At 45.0% G+C, this 12,731-nt stretch carries 13 protein-coding genes; 11 read left to right on the forward strand and 2 right to left on the reverse strand.

Annotated elements, in window-relative coordinates:
• The first annotated feature begins 5 nt into the window (after positions 1-5).
• The 5 genes from accC to ICN29_RS00940 are packed head-to-tail and all read left to right on the forward strand — an operon-like array spanning position 6 to position 4,288.
• The gene (gene accC, locus ICN29_RS00920) at positions 6-2,030 is read left to right on the forward strand and encodes an acetyl-CoA carboxylase biotin carboxylase subunit (protein ID WP_216131857.1); all 2,025 of its coding nucleotides are present in this window, start codon (positions 6-8) and stop codon (positions 2,028-2,030) included.
• Positions 2,031-2,039: 9 nt separating this feature from the next.
• Positions 2,040-2,507: a VOC family protein gene (locus ICN29_RS00925; RefSeq protein WP_216128823.1), complete on the forward strand. Its 468-nt coding sequence runs from the start codon at positions 2,040-2,042 to the stop codon at positions 2,505-2,507.
• Positions 2,508-2,541: 34 nt separating this feature from the next.
• Positions 2,542-3,264 (forward strand): tRNA (adenosine(37)-N6)-threonylcarbamoyltransferase complex dimerization subunit type 1 TsaB, encoded by a 723-nt coding sequence (tsaB, locus tag ICN29_RS00930; protein WP_216861460.1) that lies wholly within the window; start codon positions 2,542-2,544, stop codon positions 3,262-3,264.
• Positions 3,264-3,779 (forward strand): ribosomal protein S18-alanine N-acetyltransferase, encoded by a 516-nt coding sequence (rimI, locus tag ICN29_RS00935; RefSeq protein WP_216128825.1) that lies wholly within the window; start codon positions 3,264-3,266, stop codon positions 3,777-3,779. Before tsaB ends, rimI begins: the two co-directional genes overlap by 1 nt.
• Positions 3,776-4,288, forward strand: coding sequence for a uracil-DNA glycosylase family protein (locus tag ICN29_RS00940; protein ID WP_216128827.1), 513 nt, complete (start codon positions 3,776-3,778; stop codon positions 4,286-4,288). Before rimI ends, ICN29_RS00940 begins: the two co-directional genes overlap by 4 nt.
• Positions 4,289-4,299: 11 nt before the next feature.
• On the opposite strand, the gene lplT is transcribed toward ICN29_RS00940, so the two are convergent.
• On the reverse strand, positions 4,300-5,622 hold the full coding sequence (gene lplT, locus ICN29_RS00945; protein ID WP_216128829.1) for a lysophospholipid transporter LplT: 1,323 nt from the start codon (positions 5,620-5,622) through the stop codon (positions 4,300-4,302).
• A gap of 50 nt (positions 5,623-5,672) precedes the next feature.
• Between lplT and alr the strand changes: the two genes are divergently transcribed.
• A complete protein-coding gene (gene alr, locus ICN29_RS00950) occupies positions 5,673-6,788 on the forward strand; it encodes an alanine racemase (RefSeq protein ID WP_216861461.1) in 1,116 nt (371 codons plus the stop codon).
• A gap of 21 nt (positions 6,789-6,809) precedes the next feature.
• Here the strand turns inward: alr and ICN29_RS00955 are convergent, their stop codons facing one another.
• Positions 6,810-7,709: an outer membrane protein assembly factor BamD gene (locus tag ICN29_RS00955; RefSeq protein ID WP_216128831.1), complete on the reverse strand. Its 900-nt coding sequence runs from the start codon at positions 7,707-7,709 to the stop codon at positions 6,810-6,812.
• 20 nt (positions 7,710-7,729) lie between these two features.
• On the opposite strand from ICN29_RS00955, the gene ICN29_RS00960 reads away from it, so the two are divergent.
• The 5 genes from ICN29_RS00960 to phaR all read left to right on the forward strand — a co-directional run bounded on the left by ICN29_RS00960 (position 7,730) and on the right by phaR (position 12,729).
• The gene (locus ICN29_RS00960; protein ID WP_369411614.1) at positions 7,730-8,770 is read left to right on the forward strand and encodes an RluA family pseudouridine synthase; all 1,041 of its coding nucleotides are present in this window, start codon (positions 7,730-7,732) and stop codon (positions 8,768-8,770) included.
• Complete coding sequence (gene pgeF / locus ICN29_RS00965; RefSeq protein ID WP_216128833.1) at positions 8,767-9,528, forward strand: peptidoglycan editing factor PgeF; 762 nt, start codon at positions 8,767-8,769, stop codon at positions 9,526-9,528. Before ICN29_RS00960 ends, pgeF begins: the two co-directional genes overlap by 4 nt.
• Before the next feature lie 110 nt (positions 9,529-9,638).
• Positions 9,639-11,261 (forward strand): class I poly(R)-hydroxyalkanoic acid synthase, encoded by a 1,623-nt coding sequence (phaC, locus tag ICN29_RS00970; protein WP_216128835.1) that lies wholly within the window; start codon positions 9,639-9,641, stop codon positions 11,259-11,261.
• Positions 11,262-11,309: 48 nt separating this feature from the next.
• Entirely contained in the window at positions 11,310-12,050 is a 741-nt protein-coding gene (locus tag ICN29_RS00975; RefSeq protein WP_216128836.1) for a 3-ketoacyl-ACP reductase, read from the forward strand.
• Positions 12,051-12,168: 118 nt separating this feature from the next.
• Positions 12,169-12,729, forward strand: coding sequence for a polyhydroxyalkanoate synthesis repressor PhaR (phaR, locus tag ICN29_RS00980; RefSeq protein WP_216128838.1), 561 nt, complete (start codon positions 12,169-12,171; stop codon positions 12,727-12,729).
• Positions 12,730-12,731 lie beyond the last annotated feature (2 nt).

Consider the following 12,731-nt stretch of genomic DNA (forward strand, 5'->3'; position numbering starts at 1 on the left):
CGAAAATGTTTAAGAAAATATTAATTGCTAACCGGGGTGAGATTGCATGCCGTGTAATGAGCACTGCCAAGAAAATAGGCATTAAGACGGTTGCCGTTTACTCAGAAGCCGACAAGGAAGCGCGCCATGTGCAGTTAGCGGATGAGGCCGTTTGCATTGGACCTGCGCCTTCACGAGAATCTTATCTTGTGATCGATCGGATCATTCAAGCTTGCAAAGATACTGGTGCGCAAGCAGTGCATCCAGGCTATGGATTTTTATCTGAGAATGAAGAGTTCGCTAGGCGTTGTGAAGAAGAGGGCATTGTCTTTATTGGACCCAAATACCAATCCATTGCTGCTATGGGCGACAAAATTGCCTCTAAGAAACTAGCAATAGAGGCTAAGGTCAATACAATCCCTGGTCACAATGAGGCGATTGCTACTACTGATGAAGCAGTCAAGATTGCGCAAGGTATTGGCTACCCAGTCATGATTAAAGCATCAGCTGGCGGTGGCGGTAAAGGCCTACGTGTTGCATGTAATAACAAAGAGGCTGCCGAAGGCTTTGCTGCTTGTAAGACTGAAGCGATGAATAGCTTTGGTGATGATCGTATCTTCATTGAGAAATTTGTTGAAGGTCCGCGCCATATTGAAATTCAAGTCTTAGGTGATTCACATGGCAACGTGGTGTATTTGAATGAGCGTGATTGTTCAATTCAGCGCAGACATCAGAAGGTGATTGAAGAGGCGCCATCACCATTCATTGACCCCGCAACCCGCAAAGCCATGGGTAAGCAAGCAGTTGCTTTGGCTAAAGCGGTGAATTACCAATCTGCGGGTACTGTGGAATTCGTAGTTGGTAAAGATAAGTCTTTTTACTTTCTTGAGATGAACACGCGCTTGCAGGTTGAGCATCCAGTCACAGAAGCGATTACTGGCCTTGATCTAGTTGAGCAAATGATTCGGGTTGCTGCTGGAGAAAAGCTTGCCTTTAAACAAGAAGATGTGAAATCGGATGGCTGGTCCATGGAGTGTCGCATTAATGCAGATGATCCCTTCCGAAATTTTTTGCCTTCTACCGGTCGATTAGTGAAGTACCGTCCACCAGAGTCTATAAACGGTGTGCGTGTCGATACTGGCGTATACGAGGGTGGCGAGATTCCAATGTATTACGACTCCATGATTGCAAAGTTGATTGTTCACGGCAAGGATCGTACAGAAGCAATTGAGAAAATGCGCGCGGCTCTGAATGACTTTGTTATTCGCGGTATTCATTCCAATATTCCTTTCCAGGCAGCCTTATTACAGCATCCCCGGTTCGTTAGCGGGGATTTCACAACCGGTTTTATTGCACAAGAGTATCCAGAGGGCTTTAAAAAAGATTCCGTACAGCCAGATGATCCGAAGCGCTTAGCAGCGCTAGCTGCATTTATGCGCTATCGCTATCTAGAGCACATCAAAATGATTGATGGTCAGTTAGCTGGCCATGAAATGATCATTGCGAAGAAGTTTGTAGTAGTCACTGGTAAAAAATCAGGATCTATGAATGATCCTATTGAAGTGCCTGTTCGGGTTGAATTAAAGGATGGTGTTTATTCTGTTTATATCGATGAAGCTGATGGTATTAGTCGCTATGACATTGTGAGTAATTGGCGTCCGGGACAAATTTGTCTTCATGCCACCATTAATGGCACGCAGAAAGTGACCGCACAAGTTGAGCGCCGCGGCGTGCGACACCTGCTTGCTCTTGATGGCACTCACTTTGAATGTATGGTTCTTAGCCCCTTAGGCGCTGAACTGCAGCGCCGTATGCCAGTGAAGCTTCCCCCCGATACATCCAAGTTGGTCATGTCACCGATGCCTGGATTATTGACGAAAGTGGCTGTTAAGGCTGGCGAGAATGTAACTGCTGGTCAGAAACTGGCATCCATTGAAGCCATGAAAATGGAAAATACGATTTCTGCAATACAAGATGGTGTGGTGTCAGAGATTTGCGCTAAAGAGGGTGATAGCTTAGCAGTTGATCAGCTCATCATGCGCTTTGAATAAGGAGGGGTGATGTCAGCTAAGCCATTTAAAATTTTAGGTATTCAGCAAATTGCTATTGGTGGTGAAAGCAAAGATCGCCTGAAGAAGTTATGGGTTGATATGCTGGGCTTTGAATACAAGAGCACTTTTGTATCTGAACGCGAAAATGTAGATGAAGATATTTGCGCGATCGGCAAAGGGACGAACGCTATTGAGGTGGATCTGATGCAGCCCTTGGATATTGAAAAGAAGCCAGCAGTCCATCAAACCCCTTTAAATCACATCGGTTTATGGGTAGACGACCTGCCAAAGGCAGTTGAGTGGTTATCTACAAATGGCCTGCGTTTTGCTCCTGGTGGAATACGTAAAGGGGCGGCTGGATTTGACATTACTTTTGTACATCCCAAAGGCAATGATGAGTTCCCTATTGGTGGAGAAGGCGTCTTAATTGAGCTTGTACAAGCTCCTCCTGAAGTCATTGCAGAATTGGGTTCATAATTTAGGTTTTCAATATAAATAAAAAGAGTTCACATTGACGCGCATATTAGCCATCGACACCTCAACAGCTTGGTGTTCGGTGGCTTTATCTTTAGGTGATCAAGCACCAATCCTCCGACATGAGTTGGTATCGGCTGGCGCTAGCCAATTGCTTTTACCTTGGGTAGAGACCCTTTTAGAAGAAGCAAATATCAAGTTAAACGAACTTGATGCGATTGCTATTGGCATTGGTCCGGGCGCATTTACTGGCGTTAGACTGGGTGTAGCGGCAGTACAAGGTTTAGCGATTTCTTGTGACCTACCCATCTTGCCAGTTGCTAGTCTCGACGCCGTTGCAGCGCAATTGATTAAAACAACTCATTTCAAAAATGCCAAGCCGAGTCATTTTGTGATTGCGATCGATGCGCGTATGGATGAAATTTACTGGGCTAAGTATGAGGCTCCAGGACAGAATCAAGAGCTGGCAAAGCGCATTGGCAATATTCATTTATCAAAACCAGAAGAATTAGAGCTCACAGATAATCAATTTCTGGCAGGGAGCGCTCTAGTAGTCTATGGCGATCGATTATTTACCAACACAATACTTCCATCTGCAGCGCTTGATGCGCAAATCCATTTGACCGCCTTAGGTGTCTTAGATTGCGCTGTGCAAAGGCTCAAAGAAGGTAGACAAATCCATGTCCGCGAGCTTGAGCCACTTTACGTGCGTGACAAGGTAGCGCTGACCACGCAAGAGCGTCTTGAGGCCTTGAAGTAATGTCTGAAAGCATTGCTGAACTCTCTTTTCTGCCGATGCAAGCTGCAGATTTAGATGCTGTTTTAGAAATAGAAGCGGTATCGCATTTACACCCTTGGAGCAAAGGAAACTTTTCAGATTCTTTGGCGGCAGGGCACTGGGCATACTGCATTCGCCCACAAGTGGATCAAGCGATCAAAGGCTCTTATTTAGATCCTGCTGTCTTATGGGCCTATTGCATTCTCTTTCCTGCTGTTGATGAATTGCATTTACTCAATCTCACGGTATCGCCAAAGTTGCGTAAGCTAGGCTTGGCCTCCAGAATGATGACTGCGATCGAAGGCGTTGCTGTCCAGCAAAATATGCCTAGAATTATTCTAGAAGTCAGACCGTCGAATATTGCTGCAGTCACTTTGTACCAAAAGCTTGGATATGAGCAAATTGGCATACGCAAAAACTACTACCCAGCTGATCCCCAATTAGGAACTAGGGAAGATGCGCTAGTGATGGCTAAATCGATTAAGCTAGGGGCATGAGTAATACACATTCTGCTTTCTTAAAAGAAATGGGCATCACCGAGTGGTCCACCAGGGATGGTGTGCAGGCACCGCATTCTGCCCAAACCGTTATAGAGGCCCCACCAGCTGTTGAAAAAATATCTCAGGGGCATTGGTGGTTCTTTGGATCTCCGCCACAAGGCAATACCCAGATTCTTTTTCAGGGCCTGATTCGATCACTAGGTTTGGGCCCACAAGAGTGGTCTTGGAAAAATGCTGGTGATGATTTAAATCAGTTGCATGTTCCAGAGGATGGTTTGCCAGTTGTGGCACTTGCCTTTGGCGGCTCTATTGCTCAAAAAATTACTGGTGAGAAGGATTCATTACCGCAATTACGTGAAACTATTCTGGCCTTAAATAATGGCTCTGATGAAGAAATTCCGGTGATTGCTTCATTTGATTTGGCTCAGTTACTTACTAAGCCAAAGGATAAGGCCTTACTTTGGCAGGATCTGTTGTTAGCAAAGTCAGTGCTACAAAATATCTGATCTGCCGCTAATCAGTGCTGCTTATGCTCACCGATCAGGTGCATAGAGTCATATTCAGCCTGGTTCCGAGCATGACGCTTAATCACAAGCCACATGATGCAGCTGACGGTTAAGCCAAAACCAATGATGACATAAGGTACTGATACATCAAACCAGATCAGTAGGGAATAGATTGCCAGCATCATTAAAACTGAAATATTTTCATTAAAGTTTTGAACTGCAATAGAGTGACCAGCAGACATCAGAACGTGACCACGGTGCTGTAGTAAGGCATTCATCGGCACGACAAAATAACCTGCAAGCCAACCCACAACAATGAGTAAGAAATAGGCAGGCAATAAATTCAGACTGACTTCCATCTTGCCTATGGTCATGATAGTTATGTCTGGCAGCATATTGGAGTTGTAGACGGCCATGACACATACCACCAGGCCCATGGCGATGCCATAAGGAAGTACATTGAGTGAGTTGCGGAGTGGCACACGTGAAGCAGCCCAAATGGCCCCACCAGCCACGCCGACGGCTGATATAGCTTGCAAAATTGCGCCTTGGGATAAATTCATATGCAAAGAAACTTGGGCCCACTTAATCACGATAAATTGCAAAGTAGCGCCAGCACCCCAAAATAAAGTAGTCACTGCCAATGAGATTTGTCCTAAGCGGTCGTTCCATAGGGTCTTAAAGCAAACAGAAAAGTCTTTGATCAGTTCGATAGGGTTTGCTTTTTGGGAAACATAGCGGGCCCCAGTATCTGGAATCTTTAGATTGATCATCGCGGCCACGATATAAATCATCATAATGACGAGGATGGCAGATTCTGCGGGAGTATCAATACCTGTATCTACACTTGGCATATCAAATGCCAAAAGACTTCCAGATACTGTATTGCTAATCAGGACACCACCTAATACAGTACCCAAAATGATTGAGCCCACGGTAAGGCCTTCAATCCAGCCATTGGCAGCTACCAGTTTTTCTGGGGGGAGTAATTCAGTCAAAATGCCATATTTGGCTGGAGAGTAAGCGGCAGCCCCAAGGCCCACAATGGCATAGGATAGCAATGGGTGACTACCAAATAGCATCACTACACAACCTACAAACTTGATCGTATTGGTGATAAACATGACATTTCCCTTGGGGCGGGAGTCCGCAAAGGCGCCAACAAAGGCTGCTAGCAGCACATAGGACAATACGAAGAACAATTTGAGTAAAGGGGTCATCCAGGCGGGAGCGTGTAGCTGGGCCAGGAGAGCAATTGCTGCAATCAGCAAAGCGTTATCGGCAAGCGACGAAAAAAATTGCGCCGCCATAATGGTGTAAAAACTACGGTTCATTCGTACAATCTAGTCATTGAAGCAATTAAAACACGAAAGGAGGGGTGAATATGGGCGCTGCAGCTAATGGCATGATAAATAGGCCAATTTTGGCATCTATTCACACTGATGCCTTTCGACATAATTTAAACAGAGTTCGAGAGCTCGCGCCAGAATCGAAAATTTGGTCTGTTGTGAAGTCTAGAGCTTATGGTCATACTTTTGAGGCGGCGTTAAAAGGTTTAGCTTCTACAGATGGTTTTGCGCTACTAAATATACAAAATGCACTGCGCTTGAGAGAGGAAGGTTGGCAAGGTCGAATCCTACTTTTGGAAGGGTTATTTCATGAAAATGAATTGTCTCTAGCCGCAGAATTGTCTTGTGATTTGGTTGTCCATTGCGAGGCTCAGGTAGATTGGCATGAAAAATACAAAGCCCATAAGCCGTTTAATATTTTTCTAAAAATGAATTCTGGCATGAATCGCTTAGGTTTTAAACCTGAGGCCTATAGAACTGCATTCCATCGTCTACATGCTGCCGGAAACAAAATGCATCACATGACGCATTTTGCAAACGCGGATCAAGTAGATCGTCTGCCAACAGTAGGTAGTCAAATAGAATTATTTAATGACACGATTGAGGGTTTAGATGCTCCAACATCCTTAGGTAATTCTGCAGCGATTTTGTGGCATCGCAATGCCCTTGGCGATTGGGTAAGACCTGGGATCATGCTTTATGGAGCATCGCCCACAGGACTATATGCAGATATTAAGAACGCACATTTAAAAGCGGTTATGCAACTGAAAAGTGAAATCATTGATATACAGCTATTAGAAAAAGGTGATCGCGTTGGCTATGGTGGACGTTTTGAAGCGCCTGAAAAAATGAGAGTTGGTGTTGTGGCTTGTGGTTATGCCGATGGATATCCACGCCATGCAAGAGATGGCACACCAGTTTGGGTGAGTGATGGTAGTAACGATGGCGGCACAATTTGCCCAATTGTTGGCCGCGTATCGATGGACATGTTAAGTATTGATCTGCGCAATGTACCCCATGCAAAAATTGGTAGCGCCGTCGAGCTTTGGGGTGACAGAGTGCCTGTGGACGATGTTGCGAAAATGAGTGACACCATAGGCTACGAACTACTTTGTGCTGTAGCTCCGCGGGTGCCTGTTGTAATTAAATAATCACGTAAGTCACATTCGAGTCTAAAGGGATTGTTGTTTAATCCAGAACTGCCACCACCTGCGTTCTTTTTTAACGCGTTGCCCAGTCTCGAGCATTGGGCTATCCGGAAAATTGAGCTTAAAAACGCGAGCAGTGTCGTTACTCAGTTCAACCATTCCTAGCTTCTGATAGGACTTATAGAGGAGATAGAGCGCTTCTTCTACGGCAGGAGCGCGGTCATAGTCTCGAATTACGAGCTGCGCACGATTAGCTGACGCTAGGTAAGCGCCACGCTGATAATAAAAACGGGCCACGATCACATCTGCTTCAGCTAAGGAATTGACGATATAGCGCATTCGATCCAGGGCATCAGGAGCGTATTTGCTATCCGGAAAGCGCTCAGCAACGACTTTAAAAGATTCAAAAGCATCTTGAGCTGCTTTTGGATCGCGTTCACTTAAATCTTGACCAGTAAATTTACCAAGCCAGCCTAAGTCATCATTAAAGGTGATAAGGCCTTTTAGGTAATAACCGTAATCTAAATTAGCACTGCCTTGGTGGAGTTTAATAAAGCGATCGATGGCGACTAGCGCCTGAACCTGCTCATTTCCCTTCCAGTAGCAGTAAGCAGAATTAATTTGTGCTTGCTGTGAATACGGTCCAAATGGAAAGCGTGCCTCGAGTTTTTCAAAGTATTTGCCGCACTTAACAAAGTCACCGCTATTTAACTTGTCCGTTGCCTCAGAATACAGTTTCGCTTCTGACCAAATATCGGTATCGTCTTTTTGACCTTCGCTACCCGCGCAAGCGCTCAACAATAACGCTGCTACCAACATGACCAAAACTGAGCTTATTGGGTTGATATTTAAAAAAGTAGACTTTTTTTGTGGGGCAGAGTTCCCAGTAAGCCTTAAACTGGCGTCTGATATTGCGTCGGACATTACTAAAAGGCTCTTTAAGCGTGGCATTGCCGCAAACTCCTGATTCGAATCCTCTTGATTATATCGATGAAGAGGATTTCATCTCCCTAGATATTCCTTTAGAGATGGCTGGGGAGAGGCTCGACAAGGTATTGGCGGGGTCTTTGCCGGATTATTCTCGCAATCGGCTCAAGGCCTGGGTTGAGGCCGGGGCTGTCATGGTTGATGGAAAAGTCACCAAAGCCCGCTATTTATTACGTGGCGGCGAGAGTATTAAGGTTTTTCCACAAGAAATGCCCGAGCAATTTGCCTTTAGTCCTGAGGATATTCCTTTGGATATTGTTTATGAAGACCAATCTCTGATTGTGATCAATAAGCAGCCTGGGCTGGTGGTTCATCCAGCGGCCGGAAATTGGTCGGGTACCTTGCTAAATGGACTCTTATTTCGTTATCCCGAACTAAAGTCCTTACCTAGAGCAGGGATTGTTCATCGTCTAGACAAAGACACATCTGGATTAATGGTAGTTGCACGGACTGCTCAAGCTCAAACTGCTTTAGTAAGACAGCTCCAAGAGCGAACCGTTGGCCGTCGATATTTAGCTTGGGTCTGGGGCGATACACCAAGTCAAGGCAAAGTTCTAGCTTCTGTTGGCAGGGATCAGCGTGACCGACTTCGAATGGCAACTGGTAATGCACAAGGAAAGCCGGCGGCAACTTTATTTCGTCGCCTTGCAAAAGGTAGCTTTAGCGAATCTCCTCTTGCGTTACTCGAGTGCCGTCTCGAGACTGGGCGCACACACCAAATCCGTGTCCACCTCGAATCTCTTGGCTTCCCCCTGTTAGGAGATCCTGTTTATCGTAAAAAAACTCCGGGGGCAGCGAAGTCTCTGCCATTTGAACGTCAAGCTTTGCATGCCTATGCCTTAAGTCTGCAACACCCGCTATCCCAAGAATGGATCACCTGGTTTCGCTTACCACCCAGTGATTTAATGGAGTTATTGCCGCTAGTAGGCATGAGCGAAGCAGCCTTGCCAAAAGAAGAAGCTTTGCTGGCATCAATCAAGAATGATCATCAGTCATGATTACCATTAAACCTACTTGGGCTGCTCCAGCAAATGTTTACACGCTGGTAACAACCAGGCAGGGTGGCATTAGCAGCACACCTTATGACAGTCTGAATTTGGGAGACCACGTTGGAGATCAGCCATCCAGGGTAATAGCCAATCGACAAATTGTCAGAAAGCAGCTGCCAGCAGAGCCAATATGGCTAAGGCAAACTCACAGTATTGAAGTGAGCACACCACACAGCCGCTCCCATAACTCTAGCAATCCTGTTGAGGCTGATGCTGCAGTGACTAATATTCCAGATGAAGTCTTAGTAGTCATGAGCGCAGACTGTCTGCCAGTATTATTTTCTAACGCTGATGGCACAGTGATTGGAGCCGCCCATGCCGGGTGGCGAGGTTTATGTGACGGCATCCTTGAAAACACGGTAAGCGAAATACTCAAGCTTGCTCATCAATCTAGCGCCAATGATTTGATTGCCTGGATGGGGCCGGCTATTGGCCCAGAATCTTATGAGGTTGGCGAAGATGTAGTGGGGCGTTTTCAGGAACGGGGGCTGCATGACATGCAAAAATGCTTTTTACCGATTACCGATAAGCCTGGAAAGTATTTAGCCAATATCTATCAGTTAGCGCGAGATCGACTGAAAAAAGTCGGCGTGAATACCATCTTTGGTGGCGATCTTTGCACCGTTCTGGACGATAAGAGATTTTTCTCTTATCGGCGTGATGGGATAACTGGACGCTTTGCCTCATTGATCTGGATTTCCCAATAAGCGAGTTTAGTGCGGGTAAACACTAGACTAGCCCTACGGCTAGGGTTATTGCGTATAACTTTATAAGCTTTATAGATCGAAAATACTCCTAATTAATTGAAGAGACTACTATGTTTGCAGGCATGAATCCGAGTGCAACGCCATCTTTGGCACCACACCATATGGCAATGATTCCACCAGAGCGTTTGGCGGAAATCCAAAAAGAATACTTCGCAGAGTTAGCCCATATTGCGACCAATCCCGAAGCGATTGAAGTAAAAGATCGTCGCTTTGCTGGTAAGGCTTGGCATTCCTCATGGAGCAAGGTGATTGCTGCGACTTATCTTCTCAATGCAAAACATTTGATGTCATTAGCTAAAGCAGTGGATGCAGATGAAAAGACGAAGCAGAAAATTCTGTTCACGACTGAGCAAATGATTGATGCGCTCTCGCCATCCAATTTTATCGCGACTAACCCAGAAGTTCTAGAAAATATTATTAGTACACAAGGGCAATCGATTCAAAAAGGAATTGCAAATCTGCTTGGCGACATGAAGAAGGGTAAAGTTTCACAGACGGATGAGAGTGCTTTTGAAGTTGGTAAAAATATTGCTACTACAGAAGGTCACGTGGTATTTCGCAATGAACTATTTGAATTGGTTCAATACACGCCACTGACAGAAACAGTCTTTGAGCGTCCTTATCTAATGGTGCCCCCTTGCATCAATAAGTATTACATTTTGGATTTGCAGCCCAATAACTCCGTGGTTCGTCATATGGTTTCCCAGGGGCATACCGTGTTCTTGGTCTCTTGGAAAAACCCAGATAACTCCATGGCCGAAGTAAGCTGGGATGACTATGTTGGCAAGGGCGTGATTAAAGCCATTGAGGTTGTTAAAGAGATTAGTAATAACAAGCAAATTAATGTGCTGGGTTTCTGTGTTGGCGGGACCTTAACAACTTCAGCCCTAGCAGTTCTTGCTGCTCGTAATGAACATCCAGCAGCCAGCTTAACCTTATTCACTACTTTATTAGACTTCACGAACACCGGTATTTTGGACGTCTTCATCGATGAAGGCATGGTTGAGATGCGGGAGAAAACAATTGGTAGTAAAGCCGGCAAGTACGGCATGATGTCTGGTTTAGATCTGGGCAATACTTTTTCCTTCTTGCGCCCCAATGATTTAGTGTGGAACTATGTAGTTGAAAACTATCTCAAAGGCAATTCTCCACCGCCATTTGATTTGTTGTATTGGAATGGCGATTCAACCAATTTGCCAGGCAATATGTATTGCTGGTACTTGCGCCATACCTACTTGCAGAACGACTTAGTAAAACCTGGCAAACTCAGCATTTGTGGCGAGAAGATTGATCTAGGTAAGATTAAGTGCCCTGCATACATATACGCATCTCAAGAAGACCATATTGTTCCCTGGCAGTCGGCTTATGAGTCCACGCATCTTCTCAAGGGTAAAAATCGTTTTGTGCTTGGCGCCTCTGGACATATTGCAGGCGTGATTAATCCGCCGGCGAAGAACAAACGCTATTACTTTGAAAATAACAAGATTGCAGAAACAGCAGATAAATGGCTTGAAGATGCAAAACAAATTACCGGTAGCTGGTGGCCTAACTATACGAAGTGGCTCGAACAATTTGGTGGCGAGCAAAAACCTGCAAGTACTACATTTGGTAATGCGAAGTACAAAAAAATGGAAGCTGCGCCTGGGGTGTATGTCAAAGAAAAGGCAGCTTAAGCAATTTAAGACCGCAACAATTAACGAAGTTATTTAAAGGGGAATGTAATGTCTCAAAAAGTCGCATATGTTACTGGTGGTATGGGGGGCATTGGTACCGCTATCTGCCAACGTTTAGCAAAAGATGGATTTAAAGTGATTGCTGGTTGTGGCCCGAATTCACCGCGTAAAGACCGCTGGATTGGAGAGCAAAAAGTTTTGGGCTATGACTTTATCGCTTCCGAGGGCAATGTATCCGATTGGGATAGTACGGTTGCTGCATTCGAGAAAGTGAAAGCTGAAGTAGGTCGTGTTGATGTACTAGTTAATAATGCGGGCATTACGCGTGATAGCGTTTTCCGCAAAATGACACCGGATGCGTGGAAAGCTGTTATTGATACGAACCTCAATTCATTATTTAACGTGACGAAGCAGGTTATCGAAGGCATGGTTGAAAATAACTGGGGCCGCGTCATTAATATTTCTTCTGTGAACGGTCAAAAAGGTCAGTTTGGTCAGGCGAACTATTCCACTGCTAAAGCGGGCTTGCATGGCTTCACCATGGCTTTAGCGCAAGAAGTAGCTACCAAAGGCGTTACTGTGAATACAGTTTCTCCTGGTTATATTGGTACTGATATGGTCAAAGCCATCCGTGAGGATGTGCTGGAGAAGATCGTTGCTGGTATTCCAGTGAAGCGTTTAGGCACCCCTGATGAGATTGCTTCCATTTGCTGTTGGATTGCTTCTGAGGATGGTGGCTATGCAACTGGAGCTGACTTCTCATTAAATGGTGGTATTCATACAGGTTAATACTGCACTGCAGCATTTATCATGCAATGACTAGAACGCAACTAGGCTGATTTACCTTTACTTCAAACTAGAGATAAACTAAGCTGATGTTGCGTTGCAGTATTCAGTAAGGAAAAAAATGGTTACCCGTACAAAGCGAGCTGGTGAAGACCGACTCATTAAGAAGTATCCCAATCGTCGTCTTTACGATACTCAAACTAGCTCCTATGTCACTTTGTCTGACATTAAAGGTTTAGTAATGGCAAATGAGGTTTTTAAAGTCATCGATGCCAAGACGGATGAGGATCTCACTCGCAATATTTTGCTGCAAATTATTCTTGAAGAAGAAGCTGGTGGTGCTCCAGTATTTTCTTCACAAATGCTTTCGCAAATCATTCGCTTCTACGGCAACTCCATGCAAGGCTTAATGGGTAATTATCTAGAAAAGACCATGCAGTCTTTTGTAGATATCCATAATAAATTAGGCGATCAGACAAAAGGTCTAGGAGCAGGCAGCACACCCGAAGCTTGGTCACAAATGATGAATCTTCAAAATCCCCTGATGCAAGGTTTGATGGGTAATTACATGGAGCAGAGCAAAGATTTGTTCGTAAAAATGCAAGAGCAATTGCAGGGCTCGCAAAATCTTTTTGGTAATTTTCCATTTACTCAACAGCCCACCAAATCTGAAAAAGAATAGTT

The organism is Polynucleobacter nymphae, assembly GCF_018882155.1.
Lineage (GTDB): Bacteria > Pseudomonadota > Gammaproteobacteria > Burkholderiales > Burkholderiaceae > Polynucleobacter > Polynucleobacter nymphae.